This window comes from Arthrobacter sp. 9V (assembly GCF_902506065.1).
Taxonomy (GTDB): domain Bacteria; phylum Actinomycetota; class Actinomycetes; order Actinomycetales; family Micrococcaceae; genus Arthrobacter.
This window is the reverse complement of the sequence record NZ_LR732912.1, coordinates 2,127,336-2,150,292: the sequence shown is the minus strand read 5'-3', so window position 1 is coordinate 2,150,292 and position 22,957 is coordinate 2,127,336. Positions and strand designations below refer to the sequence as shown.

The window sequence follows — 22,957 nt, the reverse complement described above, 5'->3', positions numbered from 1 at the left end:
CCGTCGGGCACCTCGCACTAGACTGACCCTGTTGGCCGTGAGGCCCGCAGGCCGTGACGGCCAACCACCGAGTCGCGAGGGGTTCGAACATGGTTCATGGCACGTCTGGATATCGGGGCACCCGCGTGGGCGTAGCCCCAGGTTCAACACCTCGCCATCAGAGCGACCACGGTCCCGGACAACAAGTGCCGCGTATTCGCGTCCCCTATTGGTGTGCCAAGGGACATGAAACGCGGCTTGTCTTTCTGAAACTCCCGGACGAACAGATACCCAAGACGTGGGATTGCCCCAAATGCGGCGCCCCCGCAACACGGGATGCAGGCAATCCCGCCCCAACAAGGCCCGAGGACGAGGTCTTCAAATCGCACCTGGATTACGTTAAAGAAAGACGCTCCAGCCAGGACGCCGAAGTAGTCCTGGCTGGAGCGCTGGATCGGTTACGCGCCCGCGGGGTCCTTCCGGACCAACTGCTGGGGGACTCGTGACGCCGCATTCTCGTCAATAAGCCACAACGTCCTTGCACGCCCAACAGGACCAGCTGCAGGAACCTGGACGGGGTTGGCACCTGCCAGGGCCAGGCCCACTGCTCCTGCTTTGTCCTCGCCGGCAACAACCATCCAAATTTCCTGGGCGGTATTGATCGCTGGAAGCGTCAAAGAGATCCGCGACGACGGCGGTTTTGGCGAGTTCTCTACGCCCACCACAGTCCGGGTCTTCTCGCGGATTCCGGCTTGCTCCGGAAAGAGGGACGCGACGTGCGCGTCGGGTCCTACGCCAAGCAGCAGGATGTCAAAGCGCGGCAGTATGCCGGGCTGCTCAGGCCTGGTGTCGGACGTGTCCGCTGCGTGCTCAGCCTCGGCGGCTGCCTTGAGTTCCTCAGCGTATGCAGCTGCTGCTTCGTCCGCTGTGGCATACGCGTCGGCGGAACCGGGTTCATGAACCCGGGCCGGATCGACCGCCAGATGGGCCAACAATGCCTGATGGGCCTGCCGGGTATTCCTGTCTTCACTGTCCGCAGACACAAATCGCTCGTCACCCCACCAGAAGTTAACCCTCGACCAATCGACGGCGGGTGCCGCGGCGGAATCGGCCACAGCTTTCAGCGTTCCGATGCCAACGGTTCCGCCGGTGAGGACCACCGTGGCCTCGCCGTGCTTGTCCTGGACATCCACAAGCTTGGTGATGAGGCGCGCCGCAATTGCGGCCATCAGCACTTTCGAGTCGGGGTGGATGCTTACTCTTGGCTCAGCGTGCACTGGTCTGGACTCTCCTCTGGCTGGTTAGTGGAAGTCCCATCGTAATCACTTCTCCGAAGACTTCGTCGGGGTCGAGCCTTCGAAGTTCTTCGGCGAGGCAGTCCTTGAGGCTTCGCCGGGGGAGTGTGATGCGCTGCGCAGGCTGCCCTGGTTGGGTCAGTTCCGCAACGGACAAACCGGGACGGAAGAGCTGAACGTCTCCGCTGGCGCGCGTCAGACGGACCCGACGGATGCCGGTACCTGCAGGGTCAGCCACAATCGTCACGGGCGCTTCCAGTGCCAAGCTGAGCCAGGCGGCCAGGAGCAGGGTGCTGGGGGAGTCGGAAGCCCCTTCAACGGCTACGGCGGATACAGGGTCACTGTCAACCTGGTCGAAAACCGCGGCGAGTTGCATGCGCCAGTTGGTCAGGCGGGTCCAGGCGAGGTCGGTGTCCCCGGCCTTGTACGTTGCGCGGATGTTCTCCAGCGCCAGGCGCGGGTCCGGTTCGTTGGCTGAATCGGTGATGCGTCGGTGAGCGATCCGGCCAATGGAGGTCTCACAGGCGCTTTCCGGGGCGCCGTGCGGCCACCAAGCCACGATCGGGGCATCGGGCAGCAGCAACGCGGCCACCAGTGATTCGCTCTCGTGTGCCATGTGCCCGTGGCCGCGCAGGACGATGACTTCGGATGCGCCGGCGTCGCCGCCTACCCGGATCTGGGCGTCGAGGCGGTCCGGTCCTTCAACGCCGGCGTCGGCCAGGACAATGATCCGGCAGGGGTGTTCCCTGCTGGCTTCATTGGCTGCCTCGATGGCTTCTTCTTCCTGCCCGGACTTGGTCACCACCACCAACGTCAGTACGCGACCCAAAGCGATCACGCCGCCTTGCTCGCGCAGGGACATGATCTTCTTGGAGATCTTTGAAGTAGTGGTATCGGGAAGATCTACAATCATGGCCTTCTCCAGGTTCGTCCGTCACGGGCCAGCAGGGCATCGGCCGAAGCCGGACCCCAACTGCCGGGCGCGTAGGGTTGCGGTTGTTCATCCAGGCCGGCCCAGTATTCCTCGAACGGATCAAGGATCTTCCAGGACAACTCCACTTCCTGGTGGCGCGGGAACAGCGGCGGCTCGCCCAAGAGCACATCCAGGATCAGCCGCTCATAAGCTTCGGGACTGGACTCGGTAAAGGAGTGACCGTAGCCGAAGTCCATGGTCACATCACGGACTTCCATCTGCGTGCCCGGAACCTTCGAACCCAAACGAATTGTGGCACCCTCATCGGGCTGGACACGGATCACCACGGCGTTCTGGCCGAAGTCATCCTCACCATGATCACGGAACAACAGATTCGGTGCACGCTTGAACACCACCGCGATCTCCGTCACGCGGCGGCCCAGCCGCTTACCGGCGCGCAGATAGAACGGCACACCGTTCCACCGGCGGGTATTGATATCCACCCGGATCGCAGCAAACGTCTCCGTCTTCGAATCAGCAGGAATACCGTCCTCGTCCAAATACCCGAGGACTTCCTCACCGCCCTGCCAGCCGCCGGTGAACTGACCACGCGCCGAATGCGTGGACAGGTCATCGGGCAGCTTGACCGCAGCGAGGACCTTTTCCTTCTCCGCCCGCAAATCATCGGCATTGAAGGAAATGGGCTCTTCCATGGCCGTCAGCGCCAGCAACTGCAGCAGATGGTTCTGCAGGACGTCACGGGCAGCACCCACGCCGTCGTAATAGCCTGCACGCCCGCCCGTACCGATGTCCTCGGCCATGGTGATCTGGACGTGGTCCACGTAATTGGCGTTCCAGAGCGGTTCGAACAACTGGTTCGCGAAACGCAACGCCAGGATGTTCTGCACCGTCTCCTTACCCAGGTAATGGTCGATCCTGAACACCGCATCAGCCGGGAACACCGATTCCACAATGTCATTGAGCTGACGGGCAGACTCAAGGTCATGGCCGAACGGCTTCTCGATCACCACTCGCCGCCACTGGCCCGGCTTCGCCTGCGCCAGACCGTGCTTGGACAACTGACGACAAACCTGCTCGAACGCCTTGGGCGGGATGGACAAGTAGAATCCATGATTCCCCCGGGTACCCCGGGTTTCGTCCAGCTCATCCAGGACATCACCGAGGCGCTCGAAAGCGTCGTCGTCGTCGAACTCGCCCTGAACAAAACGGATACCCGAAGCCAACTGCTCCCACACCGCTTCATCGAACTTCGTCCGTGCATGAGCCTTGACGTTTTCCTTCACCTCAGCGGCGAATTCAGCGTTGTCCCAATCACGACGTCCGAAACCCACCAAGGCAAAACTCGGAGGGAGCAGACCACGGTTGGCGAGGTCATAGACCGCCGGCATGAGCTTCTTACGGGCGAGGTCACCGGTAACTCCGAAGAACACCAACGACGACGGCCCGGCAATGCGGTTCAGGCGCCGGTCCCGCGGATCCCGCAAAGGATTCCGGGCAGTGCCGTTCCTAGTTTCTGGCATGTCTGGTTCTGTGCCTTAGCTTTCGAGTGCGCTGGCTTGTTTGGCCAAAGCAGAGACGAGTTCCTGGAGTTGAGCTACACCCGCCGCGCGATCGGTGAGGTGCAGGCGCAATACCGGGCGGCCGTGACCTTCCAGCACCTGGGCATCGCCCGAGGCCTGTGCGGCAATGAGCTGGCCGAACGTGAAGGGCCGCTCCGGGATCTCCAGATCCGTTTTTGACGCTGCCGTTACTTGAAGGAAAACTCCAATGGCCGGTCCACCCTTGTGGAATTGGCCGGTGGAGTGCAAGAACCTCGGACCCCAACCGAACGTCACTGGACGCCTGGTCACGGCCGCGAGTTCATCACGGACACCTTCCAGTGGCGCATACGAAATGCGGTCCAGGTAGGCCTGAACGCTCAAGTAACCATCCGGACCCAACTGGCCAAGGAGCGCCTGCACAGCTTCTGTGGCAGTCGACGCGGAGCCGAGCCATTCGCCGCCGCGTACTTCCACGGCTCCATCGGTGAACGCGGCCGGGGTGGGTTCAGGACGGGCATCAAGGAGCCCGCGCGCAGCAACCTTGGCAGCCTCGACGTCGGGCTGATCAAAGGGATTGATGCCCAACAGACGGCCCGCTACTGCAGTGGCGAACTCCCACACGAACATCTGCGAAGGCAGGCCACCGGCGATCGCAACCTCGTTCTCACGAAGCTCGACGTCGTCATCAGCACCAACCAGGCGTACCGCCAGGACGTCGGCGGCTCCGCCATGGGCCTCCGGGGAATCCGGGCCTGCAACCACCGGCAGGACACCAGTGCCCAGCTTGCCCGTGGACTCCGCGATCAGCTGCTCAGCCCAGTCAGCGAAACCCACAATGCCCGAGCCGTCCTCGGCGATGACAATCTTGTTGCGCAGAGGGTTGGTACCACCCAAAGCGATACCAAGAGCCAAACCAATGTTGTCAGCCGAATCCTCATTGAGAATCTCAGCTGCCTCCTCCGCTTCGTCCAGGAACGCCTGGATGTCCACACCGGCCAGACCACACGGAACAAGGCCGAATGCAGTAAGCGCCGAGAAGCGGCCTCCTACATTGGGATCGGCGTTGAACACAGCGCGGTAACCGGCCTCGCGGGAAGCCTTGTCCAAAGGCGAACCAGGATCCGTGACGATGATGATCCGGCTCTTGGCATCGATACCGGCGTCGTTGAACGCCTTCTCAAACACACGCCGCTGGGAGTCGGTCTCAACGGTGGAACCGGATTTGGAGGAAACCACAATTGCCGTCTCCGCCAAACGGTCTGCCAGAGCAGCACTGACCTGTTCGGGGTCTGTGCTGTCCAGCACGGTCAGCTCGACGCCGGCGGTACCGGCGATGACCTCGGGAGCCAAGGAGGACCCACCCATCCCACACAGGACAATGCGGGTCACTCCTTCGGCACGAAGGGCATCACGAAGTTCCACAATGTCCTCAACCAAAGGCTGGGACACAGTGGCAGCTTCTACCCAGCCGAGACGGATCGCAGACTCGGACTCGGCCTCAGGACCCCACAGTGTGTGGTCCTTCGCGAAAATCCGGGTTGCTATCTTTTCCTCAACCAAGCTGTCAATATGCTGCGCGATGGCCTCTTGGGCGGCACCGCTGGCGTCGTAGCTGATGGTGCTCATGTTAGTTAGGAAGCCTTCCGTGCAGTGGCGAGTGCGCCTTCGACGTCGGCGAGGAGTTCCTTCCAGGAGCCCACGAACTTCTCAAGGCCTTCTGTCTCAAGGAGCGTGACGACGTCGTTGTAGGAGACGCCGAGGGCTTCGAGGGCGTTGAGGGTCTCATTGGCTTCGTCATAAGTGCCGGTGATGGTGTCACCAGTGACTACCCCGTGGTCAAACGTGGCGTCCAGTGTCTTTTCCGGCATGGTGTTTACCACGCCGGCCGCCACCAGTTCGGTTACGTAAAGGGTGTCCGGGTAGGCCGGATCCTTGACACCGGTGGATGCCCACAGGGGACGCTGAGGGAGTGCGCCAGCCTCGGCAAGCACTGCCCAGCGCTCAGTGGAGAAGAGCTCTTCGTAGACCTGGTAGGCAAGGCGTGCGTTGGCAACGCCGGCTTTACCCTTGAGTGCCTTGGCTTCATCGGTGCCGATGGCGTCGAGGCGCTTGTCGATCTCGGAGTCAACGCGGGAGACAAAGAAAGATGCCACGGAGTGGATCTTGGAGAGGTCGTGGCCGTTCTCCTTGGCCTGCTCAAGGCCGGACTGGAAAGCGTTGATGACGGCCCGGTAGCGCTCCAGGGAGAAGATCAGGGTCACGTTGACGCTGATGCCCTCGGCCAGGGTTGCCGTGATGGCTTCAAGGCCTTCCAGGGTTGCCGGAATCTTGATGTGGACGTTGTCCTTGTTGACCTTCGCGTAGAGGTGCTTGGCCTCGGCGATGGTTCCTGCGGTGTCCCAGGCCAGGCGGGGGTCCACCTCGATGGAGACGCGACCGTCCACACCATTGGTGGCGGCGGCTACCGGGGCGAAAAGATCGCAGGCGTCGGCCACATCCGTCGTGGTGATTTCAAAGATGGTCTCTTCGACGCTGGCACCGGCCGCGGCCTTCGCTGCGATGGTGGCATCGTAGTCCGTACCGGCCGTGATCGCGGCGTGGAAGATTGACGGGTTGGTGGTCACACCAACCACGTTCTTCTCGTCAATGAGCTTCTGAAGCGTGCCCGTTTCCAGGCGGGTGCGGGAGAGGTCATCGAGCCAGATGGAAACGCCGGCGTCGGAAAGCTGCTGCGTGGGAGTGCTTGACATGTGTTTTTCTCCTGTGAGAGGGAAGCAGACGGTTATGCGTTGGAGTCTGCGAGGGAGTCTTTGGCGGCGGCGGCGACAGCTTCGGCGGTGATGCCGAATTCGTTGAAGAGCCGCTTGTAGTCAGCCGAGGCGCCGAAGTGTTCCAGGGAGATGGAACGGCCGGCGTCACCGACGAATTCACGCCAGCCCAGAGCCAGGCCGGCTTCAACCGAAACACGGGCCTTCACCGATGCCGGGAGCACCGACTCGCGGTAGGCCTCGTCCTGCTTGTTGAACCATTCAACGCACGGCATGGACACGACGCGTGCTGCGATGCCTTCGGCCTGCAATGCTTCGCGGGCCTGCACGGCGAGCTGGACTTCCGAGCCGGTGCCGATCAGGATGACCTGCGCGTCAACGGTTTCGCCGTCCTTGGAGGCCTCGGCCAGCACGTAGCCGCCCTTGGCCACACCTGCGGTGGAGCCGAACGTGTCGCCTGTTGCTTCGCCTTCGCCGCGGGCGTAAGTGGGGATGTTCTGACGGGTCAGGACAATGCCGGCCGGGTTCTCGTGGTTCTCCAGCATGGCCTTCCACGCTGCGGAAACTTCGTTCGCGTCACCGGGGCGGACAACGTCCAGGCCCGGGATGGCGCGCAGCGAGGCAAGCTGTTCCACCGGCTGGTGGGTGGGGCCGTCTTCGCCCAGGCCGATGGAGTCGTGCGTCCACACGTACAGTGACGGCACACCCATCAGCGCGCCGAGGCGGATGGCCGGGCGCTGGTAGTCACTGAAGATCAGGAACGTGCCGGAGAAGGCACGGGTGCGACCGTGCAGGGAGATGCCGTTCACAATCGAGGCGGCAGCGTGCTCACGGATACCAAAGTGGAGCACACGACCGTACGGGTTGCCCTTCCAGGCATCCGTGGAGCGCGACGTCGGAATGAACGACGGCGAACCCTCAATGGTGGTGTTGTTGGACTCGGCGAGGTCGGCCGAACCGCCCCAGAGCTCAGGCAGGACCGGGCCGACGGCGTTCAGGACCTTGCCTGAGGCTGCACGGGTTGAAACGTCCTTGCCTGCTTCGAACACGGGAAGTGCTGCATCGAGCTCAGCCGGCAGTTTCTTGGCCTCTACACGCTCCAGCAGGGCGGCGGCGTCCGGGTTGGCGGACTGCCATGCTTCAAAGCTCTCCTGCCAGGCAGCGCGTGCGTCGGCGCCGCGGTCCAGGACCTTGCGGGCGTGGGCCAGAACTTCTTCGTCAACGTCGAAGGACTTGGCCGGATCGAAACCAAGGACAGTCTTCAGTGCTGCGACTTCCTCGGCACCCAGGGCAGAGCCGTGGATCTTCCCGGTGTTCTGCTTCTTTGGTGCCGGGTAGCCGATGATGGTGCGCAGCGAGATGATGGACGGCTTGTTCGTCTCAGCCTTCGCAGCCAGCAGCGCCGAGTAGAGCTCCTGGACGTCTTCGACGTAGTCGCCGGTCTTGGTCCAGTCCACGCGCTGGGTGTGCCAGCCGTACGCTTCGTAGCGCTTGAGGACGTCTTCGGTAAAGGCGACGTCGGTGTCGTCTTCGATGGAGATGTGGTTCTCGTCGTAGATCACTACGAGGTTGCCCAGTTCCTGGTGACCGGCCAGTGAGGAAGCCTCGGAGGTGACGCCTTCCTGGAGGTCACCGTCGGAAGCGATCACCCAGATGGTGTGGTCGAACGGCGATTCGCCGGCGGGAGCATCGGCGTCGAACAGGCCACGCTGGCGACGCTGTGAGTAAGCAAAGCCAACAGCCGAGGCAAGCCCCTGGCCCAACGGGCCGGTGGTGATTTCAACACCTGCGGTGTGCTTGTACTCGGGGTGTCCCGGGGTCAGTGAACCCCAGGTACGCAGTGCCTCAAGGTCCTTCAGTTCCAGCCCGTAGCCGGAGAGGAACAGCTGGATGTAAAGGGTCAAAGACGTGTGACCGGGGGACAGGACGAACCGGTCGCGGCCGATCCAGTCCGGGTTCTTCGGATCGTGGCGCATCAGCTTCTGGAACAGCAGGTACGCTGCCGGAGCCAAGCTCATCGCCGTACCAGGGTGGCCGTTTCCGACCTTCTCCACGGCGTCAGCGGCCAACACGCGAACGGTGTCAACTGCCTTCTTGTCCAGATCGGTCCATGACAGTTCTTGCTCTTCCAAATGTGGCACGAAAACCGAGCCCCTCTCTGTGCTGACGGCAGGCGTACGGACACGGCACGCAGGAAGCACAGGATGGCGCCCGCTGCAATGTGTCTACCAGCCGTTCACCATTGAAACGTTGATCTCTCATCCAGACGCACGGATATCCGAGAATACGGTTTCCCGGATGGTCAACGTGTGCTGATCTGCTCAACAGCTTAGCCCTAAACGTGTCATGGAACTCAGGAAATCCCACTAACTGGACAGAAATTCCCTTATATGAATCACGATGGCCCGGCGGGGGAGTGAAGATTCGGAAACATTGACGTATTTTGCGGACATCGGCCCTCTTTCCGCCACGGTATGATATTTGGAGGCCAGCAGCGGTTCGTGCGCCCGTTTTGAGGGACGGCAGCCGCTGCGAGAACCCCAGAGCATAGAACAGAGTGACTGCCGCCGTGAGCACAACTGATACGCCCCTTAACGCGTCCCCGGCCCGGGGAAGCATCGGAATGTCCCGTAAATTCAAGGCGTATCTGGCTCTGACCAAACCGCGGGTCATCGAGCTGCTCCTGGTCAGCACACTGCCCACCATGATCTTTGCTCAACGCGGTTTCCCTTCAATCGGGCTGATCCTCGCCACCCTGGTTGGCGGCGCGTTCGCTGCCGGCAGTGCGGGTGTCTTCAACTGTTACATCGACCGCGACATCGACAAACTGATGCACCGCACGGAGAAGCGTCCGCTGGTCACCGGTGAGGTGACTCCGCGAGAGGCCCTGATCTTCGCCTGGATCCTGGGCGCCGCCTCCATCGCCATCCTATGGTTCGGCGCGAACCCGCTTTCGGCTTGGCTGGGCCTCGGTGCGATCGTCTTTTATGTAGTGATCTACACCATGATCCTGAAGCGGCGCACAGCCCAGAACATCGTCTGGGGCGGCGCTGCCGGATGCTTCCCCGTTCTCATCGCCTGGGCGGCAGTCACCAACACGGTCGAGTGGCCTGCCATTGTTCTGTTCATGGTGATTTTCCTCTGGACGCCTCCTCACTACTGGCCGCTGTCCATGCGGTACGGCGAGGACTACCGTAACGCCAACGTTCCAATGCTCGGCGCCATTGCCGGTGCGAAGGTAGTCTCCGTACAGGTAGTCCTCTACGCGTGGGCCATGGTTGCCTGCTCACTGCTGATGGTCCCGGCGGGCGGGGCAGGCTGGGTTTACACCATCGTCGCCGTTGCCGCCGGTGCATGGTTCCTTTACGAGAGCCACGCCTTGTACAAGCGTGCTCAGGGTGGCGACGTCTCCAACAAGGGCGCCATGAAGGTGTTCCACGGTTCCATCAGCTACCTCACGTTGCTGTTCATCGCCTTGGCTGTGGATCCGTTCATCGGGTCGCCGATCGTCGGCGGCTAGCACCGCCCGCTCACGTCCCTCGGGCATAACCCCAACGCTCCCTCACATCCCTCGGGCATAACCCCAACGCTCCCTCACGTCCCTCGGGCATAACCCCAACGCTCCCTCAGTTCTCAAAGGATGCAACCAATCGATCCAGCGGGGGAGGTGCCTTGCCGGAGGGCAGTGCGGAGACCAGCAGGGGCGCATACCGGATCTTGTTGCCGCTGCGGCCACCGAAAAACCTCCGCAGTTGTCTTTCCAGAGGCAGCTCCCGCAACGACGGCTGCCGCTGAAGAAGCTCAAACGATGCGAGCTCACCCTGTTCTGCAATGACGCTCAGCACCCCGTCTACGCCCAGGCAACGAACAAGTTCGTCCTCTAAATCAGCCTCACAGACCTGGAACCCCAGCTGGATCAGCGAAGCAGAGCCCATGCCTGCCTTGGTTAGGGCGCGGGCAATGCCCAGGGATTCACGTGAGTCACAGAGCCCCAGCAGCCGGTGGTTTTCTCCCTTCGGGCCATAGCGGTCGAGGAAATGGACAATGTTGGTAGCCCCACCCATCGGAACGATCGAAACTCGTTGTCTTTGCAGATCATGGCCCAGCCGCTGAGCCAACGCTTTCACCGCGAGACGGTCGCTCTCACCTTCCACCAACACCGTTGTCATCTGCACATGACCAGTATGGCCGACGAGAATGACGAGGCTCCGGGACGTCACGGGCCAGCACCTAGAAGCCCCGAGGCAGTACCTAGTTTGGGGCTTTGGGGCACCTAATTCGTGCTTAAACGCCACCTAATTCGTGAAAACGCGTCTAGGTGCTGGCCTCGAAGCCTTAGCGTTCGTGATGGAACAGAGTGGTTCCGCATCGCACGAACCTAGGGGACATACATGAAGAACATCTTGCGCACCGCCGGAGTTTTTGCACTTGCTTCAGCCTCGGTATTTGGTGGAGTCACTGCGGCCGAAGCTGCACCCACGTGCTCCAGCGGCCGAGTGTGCCTGTACGACAACTACTGGTTCACCGGCACCTCCAGATCTTTCGGTTGGGTCACGTACAACGTGGGTGTCGACGCCAATGACAAGGGAAGTTCCGTGGTGGTCGGACCGGCCTCAGATCCGGCTTCACCCTACGTATACCTCTATGTTGACAACAACTTTGTTGGCAACAGTGTGGTCTTTCGTGCAGGCAATGCATCAAATGATCTGCGCGGCATCTACATGACGCCTAACCGCAACTGGGACGATGAAATCACGAGCGTTTGGGGCTGAGGCATTGCCAATTCCAAAGAGGTTTGGGCTCGCAGGACGCAGTGCCGTGGCTTTGCTGGTGGTTGCCTGCATGACAACCGCCTGCTCCGCGCAGACTGACTCATCGCCGGCTCCGGTTCCAACCCGCAGCCTTCCCGCCGTGGACCGTGCACTTGGAGCTGGAGCCCGGGCTATCCTCAATGAGGCCACCGGGGAGATGGTGCTACCGATGAGTGCTTACTGGTACTCGGACCGTGAGAACGTTCTGGTCAACTACGCAGTGGCATTCCTTATCTATGACTGCGTTGAGGAAGCCGGTTTCACTGTGGCCACGTGGGGCGGTGACGGAAAAGCACTTCAGGAGCGCAGGTACGGACAATGGTCGCGGTCGTTGGCCGCGAAGAACGGAAATCTGCCACAGATCCGCATAATTCCAGGCCTGTTGCCTGCACAGGCGGAACGACCCGGCCAAAGCCCGGAGCGCGAGCGGGCAGAGGCCAAGTGCAGCAACACCGTGGGGCGTGCCGGCTTCCCGGAACTCCTTGAAGGCTTGGCAGGTGATCTCTCAGTCCAGCAACAGATTACTCAGGACGCCGTAGGGCTCACGGCCCGTGACCCTGAATATCTTGCGTATCGCGAAGCTTGGCAGGAATGCCTCGCTGAGAAGGGACTGAAGCTGGGCGCCGGTGATACCTGGACTGTCGAGTCGGGTGGCTCCAAGGAGGACGAAATCCGCGTTGCTGTACTCGACGTTGACTGCAAGGAGTCCAGCGGGGGTGCCCGAAAACCGTATGACATCTTCGCGCAGTACCAAGCTGCCCTGATAAAAGAGCATCAGGCCGAACTTAACGCTTTGGCTGAACAAAAGAAGGCCTCGGTTGAGCGGGCCAAGCAGGTTCTTCGCGATCACGGCGTGGCCGATGCGCGGCTTTGAGCTGCACCGAAGTGGCCCCGCCATGAAGCGGGTACCCCGCTGGTGGCTATTGTTAGTGGCCGTAGCACTGGTCTTGTCAGGGTTGGTCGCGGCCTATTGGGCTGGCTCCCAGGCTGCTGCTTTGGCCACGTCCCAGCAAGATGTAACTGCCGTGATTCCCGTTTCCGCCACCGTTGAACGTCGCGCAGTGGCCCAACAAGTCACGCTTGCGGGAATGGTGGTGGCCGGGAATACGTCCCCTGTCACTGCCAGCCTGGCAGACGGTACAGACAGGTTGATTCTTACCTCCACGCCCAAGGCGGTGGGAGATTTTGTGGAGCCAGGTGAATTGCTCGCCGTCGTTTCCGGGCACCCCCTCCTCGTTATGCCAGCCAGCGTTCCGCTGTACAGGGACATCATCCCGGGCGACTCCGGACCAGACGTGCGGGCACTTCAGGCGGCGTTGGCTGGCCTTGGGCTTGCCGTGAAGACCAATGGCACCTTTGACCAGCAGACACAACAAGCGCTGAAAACCTGGTACGGAAATGCAGGCTTCCCAGCCCCGGTTCCGCCGGCCTCGGCTCCTACCGAGTCAACCAACATGGCAGGGGCCAAGGCCGCACCTGCCGCTATGGTCCGCTGGCGGGACTTCGTCCAGGTGCCCGGTGATGCAGGCAGAATTGCCTCCCTCGCCGGGACTGGCGCGGTCCTGGCCGAGGACGGGGTCGTCGCACAGATTTCCGTCTCCGACGACACCATCGTCGCGAGGGCAGATGTCCTTCAAGCGGAGAGCTTCGCTGTCGGAACTTCAGTCACTGTCAGAGCAGGAGCACTGGCGGTGACTACCACGGTGACTGCGGTAGGTGGATTCACCGAGGGGGACAGCAGCAGAAATATCATTCCGGGGATGGACATCACAGCGTCGATTCCGCCGGGGACGACAGGCCTGGCTCCGCAGCAATCTGTCACGGTGACGTCCGGGAACGCACCGGCTGAGACGCTCGCGGTGCCGCTCCTCGCCATCCGACAGGAAATGGGCGTCGCCTATGTCCAGGTAGCCGGAGAAGCTGGTCCGCACCGGGTTGACGTCACCGTCACAGCGCAGGCTGACGGATGGGCTGCGATCGACAATGTGGAAGGCCTCGATGTGGGAGTCAAGGTGATGCTGCCGTGAGTGGGAAAGGAGAGGAAGAGCACGTCCTTGAACCCAAATCCCCTAGCCCAATTATCTCACTGCGAAATGCGAGCCGCGGATTTCCTGGCACCAAAGCCCTGTCCGGGGTGCACCTCGACATCTATTCGGGCGAGTTCCTGGCTATCGTAGGGCCCTCGGGTTCCGGCAAGTCAACTCTTCTCAACATTCTGGGCCTTTTAGACACACCGACCGCCGGCTCGTATCTAGTCCATGGGAACGATATGGGGGAGGTACCGGCCGCTGAGCGGGCGTCACTCCGGGCACGCGTATTCGGCTTCGTGTTCCAAGAATCGCATATGGTGGGTCGGGATGCCGCCGCCCGGAACGCCGTCCTGGGCCTCCGGGCACGCGGAGTCGCCTGGAAAGAGCAAAATCGGCTGGTCATTCCCACGTTGCGAAGATTTGGCTTGGAGGGTCGCGCAGCCACCCCCGCCGCTATGCTATCCGGTGGCGAGCGGCAACGCCTGGCGATGGCAAGGGCAGTCATAGGTGCTCCCGATGTCATTTTGGCCGATGAGCCAACAGGAAGCCTGGACACCGCCAATGGGCAAATAGTGGTTGACCACCTCCGCGAGCTCCAGCTGACCGGCACAACGGTGGTTATGGTCACCCACGATCCCGCCATCGCAGCTACCGCGGACAGGATCGTCACCATGCGGGATGGCGAAATCGTAGAGGACACAGGACATAAGGTCCGCGTACACGACGACGCCCACGAACACACGTATGTTGAGGGAGGCCAACCAAAACTGGTCCGACGGCGTCGCGACGAAATCATCGACCTCACGGCTGACGCGCTCTCCACCCTGACGATCCGCCCGGCCAAGGCGCTGCTTTTGGTGCTTGCCTTCCTTCTCGGCAGCGGCGGCTTGGTTGCAGCCGTAGGGCTCAGTGAAAGTGCTGCCGTCAAGGTTACCGCGCGCATAGACGCGGCATCCAACGATGAAGTGAGGGCTACACGGGACGGCGGATATGCCTCTTGGAAGCAGGTGTCTACTGACCTGGCAGCATCAAGGCTACTGTCTGGGGTCGTCGATGCAGGCGTTGTGGCCGATCTCCCGGCCACTGAAGCTCAACCGGCGACTTTCCGTCCGGGGGCCGTGCTGGAGGCACCCGCTTTCATTGGTGGAGTCCGCATCGCCGACGCCGCCTACCTTCGGCTGCAGGGCGCAACTCTCTTGTCCGGAGACAGCGCCTTGCTGGACAACTCATTCGGGGCCCCGGTGGCGGTGCTCGGTCAGGGCGCCGCTCGCCAACTGGGCATCGCAAAGCCGGGACCCGGCGTCGTCATCTGGCTCTACGGTGAGCCAGTGGCTGTGGCAGGAATCATCGACGATCCGGGACGGGACCCTGTCCTGGAAGGCGCCGTTGTGGTCGGCGTTGGGTCCTACCCAATAGCGTCAACCAAGGTGAACGCGAGCTTGGTCCTTCGTACGCACACAGGCGCGCCTGCGGCCATAGCGGAAGTCCTCCCAAAGGCCCTCAGTCCCGCGGCAGCCGAGGCAATCACGGTGCAGACCGTTGCTGACCTGAGGGATCTCAAACACGGAATAAACACGGACCTCGGCCGGATGGTGGCGATCGTTTCGGTGATCCTACTGGTTATTGCGAGTCTCAGTGCCGGTACCACCATGTATCTAGGAGTGCTTGGGAGGTCCCAGGAGATTGCACTCAGGCTCGCGCTGGGCATGCGTAAGAGCGCTCTGGCCTCCATGTTCCTGATGGAAGGGGCGGTAGTGGGTGTACTGGGCGGCACGGCCGGTTCTGCCGTAGGCGTGGGCGCGGCGCTTGCCTACGCCGAAAACGAGGGCTGGGTCCCGGTAATCCCGGCAACTGCGGCCCTTTGGGGTATTGGAGCAGGACTTCTCAGCGGCCTTCTCTCTGCGGTCTATCCGGCGGCAGTGGCCTCGCGGGCGAATCCGGCCCAGCTGATCCGGGGCTAGCTAAGTGGGCTGTGCTTTGCCACGTCGGCCGCATTGGTTGAGGCGCTCATCAGAACCGCAGCACCGAACATGTGTGCACCGACCAGGAGGGCCGGGATCCCGTTGTAGTACTGGGTAAAGCCGACGACAGCCTGCAAAAGTGTCACACCCAGCAGCAGGTAGGCCGCGGTACGGAAAGGGCCGCCGATCTTGTGGCGAAACACCAGGAACACAGCGAACAGGGTCCCGGCCGTGATCAGGTACGCGGGAACGGCGTGGATGTGGGAGAAGAGGTCCCAGTCGAGGTCGTTGCGGGGAGCATCTGCGTCTCCGGCGTGAGGCCCGGCTCCCGTCACGACGACGCCCAGCATCACCGAAAGTGCGGAGAAAACTGCCACGGCAAGCATTACAGGACGGGCGACGGCGGGAAGTGGCGTCAAGGTGCGGTTCATGAAGCGCCCTGTCCGCCCGTAAGCCCGGTTGACCAACAGGGTGGCAAAGACCACCAGGGCCATGGAGACGAGGAAGTGCAGGCCCACTACCCAGGGGTTGAGGCCGGACAGAACCGTGATTCCACCGATGATTGCCTGAGCCGGAATGCTGGCAAGAAGTCCCAAGGCAAGCAAGAAGAGATCGCGACGTTCCTTGCGGAGGTTCCACAGGTACACCAACATCATGGCGGCAACAGCCGCAAGCGCGAAGGTCAACAAGCGGTTACCGAATTCGATGAAGCCGTGAATGCCCATCTCCGGGGTGTTCACCAACGAATCGCTGGTACAGCGCGGCCACGTGGGGCAGCCAAGGCCGGAAGCGGTGAGTCTCACGGCGCCACCGGTCACCACCAGAATGGTCTGCCCTATGAGCGAGAACAACGCCAAACGACGCACGGCCTTGTTGACCTCCGTGGGCAGCTTGGATGTCAATCTCTGGACAGTTTTCGGTAGGCGTGATGCCGTGCTCACAGTCGTCTCACTTCTCAGTTCTGCGTTGGTGGTTGGTGCCTGGACGGGTTAGTTCCACTTGAACCATCGGATGGCCGCGGCGCCGGCCAGTACGGTCCACAGCAGGAGGACCAGGACAGCGGGGAAGGGAACGATGCCCAACAGGAAGGCGTCCCGAAGCGCTTGCCCTAATGCCCCGGAAGGAAGGAAATGAACGATGCCTTGAAGCAACGAGGGCAATCGTTCGGCCGGGACCACAATTCCGCCCAGAGCCCCGAGGAGAATCCACAGCAGGTTGGTGATGGCCAAGGTAGCTTCCGGCCGCACAGTACCGGCAACCAGCAGGCCAAGCGCAGTAAATGCAGCGGCGCCGAGAATAAGCAGCCCGAGCCCCGGAAGCCAGGCCTCCGGCCGTGGGTGCCACCCCAGCATGCCCGCAACGGCACCCACAACCACTACCTGAAGAAGAAGGACTACCAACACGGCCAGGATCTTGCCGGCAATGAGTCCGCCTCTGCCAAGGGGAGTAGTGGAAAGGAATCGGAGAACGCCGTAGCGCCGGTCGAAGCCGGTGGCGATGCCTTGGCCGGTGAAGGCCGTGGACATGGCACATAGCGCCAGGATCCCCGGCGTGGCGACGTCGACGCGGGATCCGCCGAGGCCGTCCAGCAACGGAGTGACAGCCAGGCCCACGAGCGCCATCAAGGGCAGGACCACAGCGAGGATGAGTTGTTCACCGTTACGCAGCATGGTGATGGTCTCATAGCGCCCCTGTTGCATGATCCGGCGCGGCAACGATGCCGGTCCGGCGTTGGGGGAAAGCAACTTACTCATCGGAGGTCCCTTCCTGAAATGTCCAGGAACACGTCCTCAAGACTGCGCGCTTCCAAGCGCAGTGAGGCGGGCATGATGTTCCGTTCAGCCCACCAGGCTGTCAGTGCCGCCAGATCTTTCGGCGCGATGGAACCCGTGATCGAGTAGCTCCCGGAGCGTGTCTCAGTCAGCTGGAGGTCCGGCCCCAAAGCTCCGGCAAAGTCGAGTCCGGCAGGCGCGTCGAAGTAGAGCGTCCGGTCCGTAATGGCAGAGTCCCCGGCATGATCATGCCGGAGCAGCTCGGCGACTGTTCCCTCAACTACGTTGTGGCCGCCGTCGATGATGTAGACGTAGTCCGCCAAGCGCTCCGCGTCATCCATCAGATGGGTTGTCAATACAATGCCCATCCCTGCATCCCTAAGCTCGGCTATGAGGTCAAAAACCATCTGCCGGGATTGCGGATCCAAGCCGGCGCTGGGCTCGTCGAGGAACAGGATTTCGGGATTTCCCACCAGCGCTGCCGCCAGGGCCAGCCGCTGCTTTTGTCCACCGGAAAGGCGGCGCACGCTGGTCCGGCTGAACTGGTTGATGCCCAGGCGTTCCACCAGGTCATCAACGTTCATGGGCCTTTGGTACATGCCGGCAATGTGTCGCAGCAGCGGTATGGGACGGGCCGACGGCGGGAGGCCGCCGTCCTGGAGCATCACACCTACGCGGGATCTCAAGTGGGCACCCGCCGTATCCGGATCCCCGCCAAGCAGGGAGATGCTGCCGCCTGTTCGCTTCTGGAGGCCTTGGGCGCATTCCAGGGTTGTGGTTTTACCGGCGCCGTTCGCTCCCAACAAGGCAGTCACTTGGCCGCGTTCGGCCACCAGGGAGAGTCCGCTGACCACCCTGAGCATTTTGCCGTCAAGGGAGGCCAGGGGGCCTACATCCTTAATGAGTCCATCTATGGTGAGGACAGGAGAATCGGGGGATCGCACCAGAGTATTCTACGGGAAGTAGTACGGTCACACTTGGCAGCTTGCAAAGGTCAGTCTTGCCTTACTGGATGCATGAAACAAATTACGACATGATTGTGTTGTGTATTCCATGAGCAGTCCAACTTCCATGCCCTCACGGCATGCTGCAGCAGCAGAGGCCTTCGTTGCCCCGCCTGCGCTGCCGGACGCGGATGACCGCACAAGGGACCGCGTCCTGAGCGCCGTCCTGGAGAACGGCCCGGTGAGCGCTGCTGAACTCGGCGACCTCCTCGGCTTTACGCCGGCAGCAGTCCGCCGCCACCTCGATCACTTGGAGCGCAGCGGCGTGATCGAGGTCAAGCGTGTGGCCAAGGCCGGTTCCGGCGCGGGACGTCCCGCACGCCGCTACGTCCTGAGCTCCCAGGGACAGTCCACTCTTGGCGACGATTACCTGAACATCGCCAGCTCAGCCCTCCGCCGCCTTCAGGAACTCGCCGGCGAAGGTGCAGTCCGTGAATACGCCGAGGAACGCTTCTCGGACATGGAACGGCGCTATGCTCCTGAGGTCGAGGCCGCGGGTGATGACATCACTGCCCGGGCCATGGCACTTTCCAAGGCACTTAGTCGCGATCGCTTCGTAGCTTCAGCCCATTCCATTGAGGCCAAAGCTCCGCTGCCCGCGGCGCTGTCAAGCGTCCAACTGTGCCAAGGTCATTGCCCTATTCAGCGGCTCGCGGCAGAGTTTCCCGTGTTTTGCGATACCGAGACCAAGGTCTTCTCGCGTTTGGTGGGCGTCGATGTCCGGCGCCTCTCCACACTCGCGCAAGGCGGACATGTTTGCACCACCCACATACCTACCGGGCGCCCGGCTGCCACGTCATCTCCGGATGTCGCAGAGCAGTCCGGGGACCCGTACCAGGAATCAAACAACCAGCAAGAAAGGCCGTGATGACGGACCAAATAGCAGAGAAAGCGGTAGCTGACGGCACTGTGATCTCGGAGATTCTGGAGAAGAATCCCGAACTGCACGGTATCGGAAACTACGAGTACGGCTGGGCCGACAAGAACGACGTCGGCGCCAACGCCCGTCGTGGCCTCAACGAGGAGGTCGTCCGCGACATCTCCTCGAAGAAGAACGAGCCCGAATGGATGCTCGATCTGCGGCTGAAGGGCCTCAAGTACTTCGACCGTAAGCCCATGCCTACCTGGGGTGCAGACCTCTCCGGCATCGACTTCGACAACATCAAATACTTTGTGCGTTCCACCGAGAAGCAGGCGGCAACGTGGGAAGACCTTCCGGAAGACATCCGGAACACGTACGAAAAGCTTGGTATCCCCGAAGCTGAGCGCAGCCGCCTCGTCTCCGGCGTAGCAGCCCAGTACGAGTCCGAGGTTGTCTACCACCAGATCCGTGAGGACCTGGAAGCCCAGGGCGTCATCTTCCTGGACACGGACACAGCACTGCGCGAGCACCCGGAGATCTTCCAGGAGTACTTCGGCACCATCATCCCGGTGGGCGATAACAAGTTTGCGTCGCTGAACACGGCCGTATGGTCCGGCGGATCGTTCGTGTACGTGCCCAAGGGCGTTCACGTGGACATCCCGCTCCAGGCGTACTTCCGCATCAACACCGAAAACATGGGCCAGTTCGAGCGCACGCTGATCATCGCAGACGAGGACTCGTACGTTCACTACATCGAAGGCTGCACGGCTCCGATCTACACTTCGGACTCACTGCACTCGGCTGTTGTGGAAATCATCGTGAAGAAGGGCGCCCGCGTCCGCTACACCACCATCCAGAACTGGTCCACCAATGTGTACAACCTGGTGACCAAGCGCGCTATCTGCGAAGAGGGCGCCACCATGGAGTGGATCGATGGCAACATCGGTTCCAAGGTGACCATGAAGTACCCGGCCGTTTACCTCGTTGGCGAGCACGCCAAGGGTGAGACGCTGTCCATCGCCTTCGCCGGCGAGGGCCAGCACCAGGACACCGGGTCCAAGATGGTGCACATTGCACCGAACACCAAGAGCTCCATCATTTCCAAGTCCGTGGCCCGTGGCGGCGGACGCGCAGCTTACCGCGGCCTGGTTCAGGTCCGCGAAGGCGCAAAGCACTCGGCCAACACGGTCCGTTGTGATGCCCTCCTGGTGGACACCATTTCCCGCTCGGACACGTACCCGTACATCGACATCCGCGAGGATGACGTGGTGATGGGCCACGAGGCCACCGTTTCACGCGTCAGCGAAGAGCAGCTCTTCTATCTGATGTCCCGCGGAATGCCTGAAGACGAGGCCATGGCCATGATCGTGCGCGGCTTCATCGAGCCGATCGCCCGTGAATTGCCCATGGAATACGCTCTTGAGCTGAACCGCCTGATTGAACTGCAGATGGAAGGGTCCGTCGGTTAACAATGACTGATATCACTACTGAAAAGGCGCGCATCGGCGCGCCCTCGGCCCAGCCGTTTATCAACGGCTTCACCGAGGAAGGCGAGAACCTTTCGCCCGTCAACACCGGAACAAACACCAGCACGACGTCGGAGCAGCCTTCTGCTGGTCCACTCGGCGGCGCTTCGGCCAAGAGCCACTCTCATGGTGGCGGCGTCGGCATCCCCGACAGCTCCCGCGCAGGGCGTCTGACTTCTTATAAGAAGGCAGACTTCAAGCCGCTGAACGGCCTTGAGGAAGACTGGCGGTTCACTCCGTTGAAGCGACTGCGCGGCCTTCACACGGACGTCCTTAACGGCGAAGCTCCGGCTGTCAGCGTCACCGCACCGGCCGGCGTCGTTGTTGAAACCGTTGGCCGCGATGACAAGCGCATTGGCCAGGCGGCCATCCCCGAGGACCTTGTGTCCGCCAACGCGTGGGAGAACTTCGCCGAGGCCACTGTGGTCACCGTTCCTGCCGAGCTGCAGGCCGAGAGCGAAGTTTCCGTCCTGATCACCGGCGCCGGTGAGGCACCTTCGGCCCAGCACATCGTGATTGTGGCAGAACGCTTCTCCAAGGCAGTGGTTGTTCTGGATCACCAGGGCTCCGCTGTTGTCTCCGAGAACGTGGAGATCATTGTTGAGGACGGCGCTGAGCTGACCGTTGTCTCCCTGCAGGAATGGGCAGATAACGCGGTTCACGCGTCATCCCAGCAGGCAAAGATCGGCCGCGACGCGAAGTTCAAGCACATCGTTGTCAGCCTTGGTGGCGACCTCGTTCGCGTCACGCCGTCCACGCGTTTCACGGCTCCCGGTGCCGACGTCGAAATGTTCGGCCTGTACTTCGCCGACGCCGGACAGCACCTTGAGCAGCGCCTGTTCGTTGACCACGCAGTGGCCAACTGCAAGTCGCGCGTTCTTTACAAGGGCGCCCTTCAGGGCCGTAATGCACACAGCGTGTGGGTTGGCGACGTCCTGATCCGCAAGGAAGCAGAAGGAACGGATACCTACGAGGCCAACCGTAACCTGGTGCTCACCGACGGTGCACGGGCCGACTCGGTTCCCAACCTTGAAATCGAAACCGGCCTGATTGAGGGTGCGGGCCACGCCAGCGCCACCGGACGTTTCGACGACGAGCACCTGTTCTACCTCATGGCCCGCGGCATCCCGGAAAAGGTTGCCCGCCGCTTGGTGGTCCGAGGCTTCCTCAACGAGATCATCCAGCAGATCAAGGTCCCGGCGATCGAAGATCGCCTGACCGCAGCCGTTGAGCGCGAACTCGCCGCGACCGACAACTAAGACAGGCCAGGCAGAGCAACAATGAGTGAAGAAACCAAGGGCGAACTGGTATGCAACGCCAATGACATCCAGGTCAAGCAAGCGCTGCGTGTCCTGATCGATGACTACCCCGTAGCCATCGTCAAGGATTCGATGGGCGAGATCCACGCCATCGCCGATACCTGCTCGCATGCGGACATCTCGTTGTCCGAGGGTGAGGTTGAAGGCTGCGCGATCGAATGCTGGGGACACGGTTCCCAGTTCGACCTCCGCAGCGGACAACCTCTCCAGCTGCCTGCTTATGATCCCGTCCCGGTTTTCGCCGTCACCATCGACGGAGACGACGTTTACGTGGATGTGACCAACGTTGTGAACGGCGCTTCGGTAGATCACTACTGAGCGCCCAGTACCGCCAGACTTACGAACGGAAAGAAAGAAGAGCATGTCAACTCTTGAGATCAAGGACCTGCACGTCAGCATCGAGACGGAACAGGGCACCAAGGAGATCCTGAAGGGCGTCAGCCTCACCATTAAGACCGGTGAAACACACGCCATCATGGGTCCCAACGGCTCGGGTAAGTCCACTCTTGCCTCCACCATCGCCGGACACCCGCGCTACAACGTCACCAGCGGCACCATCACGCTGGACGGCGAGGACGTTCTGGAAATGAGCGTCGACGAACGCGCCCGTGCAGGCGTCTTCCTGGCCATGCAGTACCCGGTGGAAGTTCCCGGCGTGACCATGACCAACTTCCTGCGCACCGCCAAGACCGCGATCGACGGCGAAGCGCCGGCTCTGCGCACGTGGACCAAGGACGTCAAGGCTGCCATGCAGCAGCTCCGTATCGACGCCGATTTCGCACAGCGTAACGTCAACGAGGGCTTCTCCGGTGGTGAGAAGAAGCGTGTTGAAATCCTTCAGCTGGAACTCTTCAAGCCGAAGTTCGCCATCCTTGATGAGACCGACTCAGGCCTTGACGTGGACGCCTTGAAGGTTGTCTCCGAGGGCGTCAACCGCGCCCACGAAGAGGGAAACATGGGCACGCTGCTCATCACCCACTACACCCGCATCCTGCGCTACATCAAGCCGGACTTCGTTCACGTGTTCGTTGACGGCAAGGTTGTTGAAGAGGGCGGCCCCGAGCTCGCAGACCGCCTTGAAGACGAGGGCTACGACCGCTACGCCCCAGGCGCCGGCGTTGCCGTTGCTCCTGCTGTGCAGGCCTAGTTAGGATC

The 22,957-nt window shown here is 61.7% G+C and carries 21 protein-coding genes; 11 read left to right on the top strand and 10 right to left on the bottom strand.

What is annotated here, in order from left to right; all coding sequences use genetic code 11:
• Window positions 1–89 precede the first annotated feature (89 nt).
• Window positions 90–485, top strand: a complete 396-nt coding sequence (locus BACI9J_RS10125; RefSeq protein WP_159734257.1) for an RNA polymerase-binding protein RbpA — start codon at window positions 90–92, stop codon at window positions 483–485.
• Here the strand turns inward: BACI9J_RS10125 and pgl are convergent.
• From pgl to tkt, 6 genes are read right to left on the bottom strand one after another with little or no spacing between them, the layout of a single operon-like run.
• Entirely contained in the window at window positions 438–1,256 is an 819-nt protein-coding gene (gene pgl, locus BACI9J_RS10120; RefSeq protein ID WP_159734256.1) for a 6-phosphogluconolactonase, read from the bottom strand. The two genes, BACI9J_RS10125 and pgl, sit on opposite strands and share 48 nt — an antisense overlap.
• Window positions 1,246–2,187 (bottom strand): glucose-6-phosphate dehydrogenase assembly protein OpcA, encoded by a 942-nt coding sequence (locus BACI9J_RS10115; RefSeq protein ID WP_026540626.1) that lies wholly within the window; start codon window positions 2,185–2,187, stop codon window positions 1,246–1,248. The genes pgl and BACI9J_RS10115 overlap by 11 nt, the downstream gene beginning before the upstream one ends.
• Window positions 2,184–3,728 (bottom strand): glucose-6-phosphate dehydrogenase, encoded by a 1,545-nt coding sequence (gene zwf / locus BACI9J_RS10110; RefSeq protein ID WP_159734255.1) that lies wholly within the window; start codon window positions 3,726–3,728, stop codon window positions 2,184–2,186. Before zwf ends, BACI9J_RS10115 begins: the two co-directional genes overlap by 4 nt.
• 15 nt (window positions 3,729–3,743) lie before the next feature.
• Window positions 3,744–5,375 (bottom strand): glucose-6-phosphate isomerase, encoded by a 1,632-nt coding sequence (locus BACI9J_RS10105; protein WP_159734254.1) that lies wholly within the window; start codon window positions 5,373–5,375, stop codon window positions 3,744–3,746.
• A gap of 5 nt (window positions 5,376–5,380) precedes the next feature.
• The gene (gene tal, locus BACI9J_RS10100; RefSeq protein ID WP_159734253.1) at window positions 5,381–6,499 is read right to left on the bottom strand and encodes a transaldolase; all 1,119 of its coding nucleotides are present in this window, start codon (window positions 6,497–6,499) and stop codon (window positions 5,381–5,383) included.
• 32 nt (window positions 6,500–6,531) lie between these two features.
• Entirely contained in the window at window positions 6,532–8,658 is a 2,127-nt protein-coding gene (tkt, locus tag BACI9J_RS10095) for a transketolase (protein WP_201296554.1), read from the bottom strand.
• A 416-nt stretch (window positions 8,659–9,074) separates the two neighbouring features.
• On the opposite strand from tkt, the gene BACI9J_RS10090 reads away from it, so the two are divergent.
• Window positions 9,075–10,037 (top strand): heme o synthase, encoded by a 963-nt coding sequence (locus BACI9J_RS10090; protein ID WP_159734252.1) that lies wholly within the window; start codon window positions 9,075–9,077, stop codon window positions 10,035–10,037.
• Between the two features lie 106 nt (window positions 10,038–10,143).
• Here the strand turns inward: BACI9J_RS10090 and BACI9J_RS10085 are convergent, their stop codons facing one another.
• Window positions 10,144–10,686: a TOPRIM nucleotidyl transferase/hydrolase domain-containing protein gene (locus BACI9J_RS10085; RefSeq protein WP_236558845.1), complete on the bottom strand. Its 543-nt coding sequence runs from the start codon at window positions 10,684–10,686 to the stop codon at window positions 10,144–10,146.
• A 222-nt stretch (window positions 10,687–10,908) separates the two neighbouring features.
• Here BACI9J_RS10085 and BACI9J_RS10080 point away from each other — a divergent pair, with 222 nt between their 5' ends.
• From BACI9J_RS10080 to BACI9J_RS10065, 4 genes are all read left to right on the top strand, one after another.
• Window positions 10,909–11,289: a peptidase inhibitor family I36 protein gene (locus tag BACI9J_RS10080; RefSeq protein WP_159734250.1), complete on the top strand. Its 381-nt coding sequence runs from the start codon at window positions 10,909–10,911 to the stop codon at window positions 11,287–11,289.
• A gap of 139 nt (window positions 11,290–11,428) precedes the next feature.
• Window positions 11,429–12,202 carry a hypothetical protein gene (locus BACI9J_RS10075; RefSeq protein ID WP_159734249.1) on the top strand — a complete coding sequence of 258 codons (774 nt, stop codon included), beginning with the start codon at window positions 11,429–11,431 and terminating at the stop codon, window positions 12,200–12,202.
• 55 nt (window positions 12,203–12,257) lie between these two features.
• Window positions 12,258–13,355, top strand: a complete 1,098-nt coding sequence (locus BACI9J_RS10070) for a peptidoglycan-binding protein (RefSeq protein ID WP_159734248.1) — start codon at window positions 12,258–12,260, stop codon at window positions 13,353–13,355.
• On the top strand, window positions 13,352–15,319 hold the full coding sequence (locus BACI9J_RS10065; RefSeq protein WP_159734247.1) for an ABC transporter ATP-binding protein/permease: 1,968 nt from the start codon (window positions 13,352–13,354) through the stop codon (window positions 15,317–15,319). Before BACI9J_RS10070 ends, BACI9J_RS10065 begins: the two co-directional genes overlap by 4 nt.
• On the opposite strand, the gene BACI9J_RS10060 is transcribed toward BACI9J_RS10065, so the two are convergent.
• Genes BACI9J_RS10060 through BACI9J_RS10050 form a run of 3 tightly spaced genes read right to left on the bottom strand, consistent with a single transcriptional unit; the run spans window position 15,316 to window position 18,035 of the window.
• A complete protein-coding gene (locus BACI9J_RS10060; protein ID WP_159734246.1) occupies window positions 15,316–16,260 on the bottom strand; it encodes a COX15/CtaA family protein in 945 nt (314 codons plus the stop codon). The genes BACI9J_RS10065 and BACI9J_RS10060 overlap by 4 nt on opposite strands.
• A 48-nt stretch (window positions 16,261–16,308) precedes the next feature.
• The gene (locus BACI9J_RS10055; protein WP_159734245.1) at window positions 16,309–17,073 is read right to left on the bottom strand and encodes an ABC transporter permease; all 765 of its coding nucleotides are present in this window, start codon (window positions 17,071–17,073) and stop codon (window positions 16,309–16,311) included.
• Window positions 17,070–18,035 (bottom strand): ABC transporter ATP-binding protein, encoded by a 966-nt coding sequence (locus BACI9J_RS10050; RefSeq protein WP_159734244.1) that lies wholly within the window; start codon window positions 18,033–18,035, stop codon window positions 17,070–17,072. The genes BACI9J_RS10055 and BACI9J_RS10050 overlap by 4 nt, the downstream gene beginning before the upstream one ends.
• 109 nt (window positions 18,036–18,144) lie before the next feature.
• Here BACI9J_RS10050 and BACI9J_RS10045 point away from each other — a divergent pair, with 109 nt between their 5' ends.
• The 5 genes from BACI9J_RS10045 to sufC are packed head-to-tail and all read left to right on the top strand — an operon-like array spanning window position 18,145 to window position 22,949.
• Window positions 18,145–18,963, top strand: coding sequence for a helix-turn-helix domain-containing protein (locus BACI9J_RS10045; protein WP_159734243.1), 819 nt, complete (start codon window positions 18,145–18,147; stop codon window positions 18,961–18,963).
• Window positions 18,963–20,426, top strand: coding sequence for a Fe-S cluster assembly protein SufB (gene sufB / locus BACI9J_RS10040; RefSeq protein ID WP_011774792.1), 1,464 nt, complete (start codon window positions 18,963–18,965; stop codon window positions 20,424–20,426). The genes BACI9J_RS10045 and sufB overlap by 1 nt, the downstream gene beginning before the upstream one ends.
• A 2-nt stretch (window positions 20,427–20,428) precedes the next feature.
• Window positions 20,429–21,742, top strand: coding sequence for a Fe-S cluster assembly protein SufD (gene sufD / locus BACI9J_RS10035; RefSeq protein ID WP_159734242.1), 1,314 nt, complete (start codon window positions 20,429–20,431; stop codon window positions 21,740–21,742).
• 21 nt (window positions 21,743–21,763) lie between these two features.
• Window positions 21,764–22,120 (top strand): non-heme iron oxygenase ferredoxin subunit, encoded by a 357-nt coding sequence (locus BACI9J_RS10030; RefSeq protein WP_089595076.1) that lies wholly within the window; start codon window positions 21,764–21,766, stop codon window positions 22,118–22,120.
• 43 nt (window positions 22,121–22,163) lie between these two features.
• Window positions 22,164–22,949 carry a Fe-S cluster assembly ATPase SufC gene (gene sufC / locus BACI9J_RS10025; RefSeq protein WP_014921882.1) on the top strand — a complete coding sequence of 262 codons (786 nt, stop codon included), beginning with the start codon at window positions 22,164–22,166 and terminating at the stop codon, window positions 22,947–22,949.
• Window positions 22,950–22,957: the final 8 nt, after the last annotated feature.

What these genes read in the sequence shown, in the direction of transcription:
- BACI9J_RS10125 (WP_159734257.1), top strand. Translation starts at nt 90, where the DNA reads ATGGTTCATGGCACGTCTGGATATCGGGGCACCCGCGTGGGCGTAGCC.
- BACI9J_RS10115 (WP_026540626.1), bottom strand. Translation starts at nt 2,187, where the DNA reads ATGATTGTAGATCTTCCCGATACCACTACTTCAAAGATCTCCAAGAAG.
- zwf (WP_159734255.1), bottom strand. Translation starts at nt 3,728, where the DNA reads ATGCCAGAAACTAGGAACGGCACTGCCCGGAATCCTTTGCGGGATCCG.
- BACI9J_RS10105 (WP_159734254.1), bottom strand. Translation starts at nt 5,375, where the DNA reads ATGAGCACCATCAGCTACGACGCCAGCGGTGCCGCCCAAGAGGCCATC.
- tal (WP_159734253.1), bottom strand. Translation starts at nt 6,499, where the DNA reads ATGTCAAGCACTCCCACGCAGCAGCTTTCCGACGCCGGCGTTTCCATC.
- BACI9J_RS10085 (WP_236558845.1), bottom strand. Translation starts at nt 10,686, where the DNA reads ATGACAACGGTGTTGGTGGAAGGTGAGAGCGACCGTCTCGCGGTGAAA.
- BACI9J_RS10080 (WP_159734250.1), top strand. Translation starts at nt 10,909, where the DNA reads ATGAAGAACATCTTGCGCACCGCCGGAGTTTTTGCACTTGCTTCAGCC.
- BACI9J_RS10055 (WP_159734245.1), bottom strand. Translation starts at nt 17,073, where the DNA reads ATGAGTAAGTTGCTTTCCCCCAACGCCGGACCGGCATCGTTGCCGCGC.
- BACI9J_RS10045 (WP_159734243.1), top strand. Translation starts at nt 18,145, where the DNA reads ATGAGCAGTCCAACTTCCATGCCCTCACGGCATGCTGCAGCAGCAGAG.
- sufB (WP_011774792.1), top strand. Translation starts at nt 18,963, where the DNA reads ATGACGGACCAAATAGCAGAGAAAGCGGTAGCTGACGGCACTGTGATC.
- sufD (WP_159734242.1), top strand. Translation starts at nt 20,429, where the DNA reads ATGACTGATATCACTACTGAAAAGGCGCGCATCGGCGCGCCCTCGGCC.
- BACI9J_RS10030 (WP_089595076.1), top strand. Translation starts at nt 21,764, where the DNA reads ATGAGTGAAGAAACCAAGGGCGAACTGGTATGCAACGCCAATGACATC.
- sufC (WP_014921882.1), top strand. Translation starts at nt 22,164, where the DNA reads ATGTCAACTCTTGAGATCAAGGACCTGCACGTCAGCATCGAGACGGAA.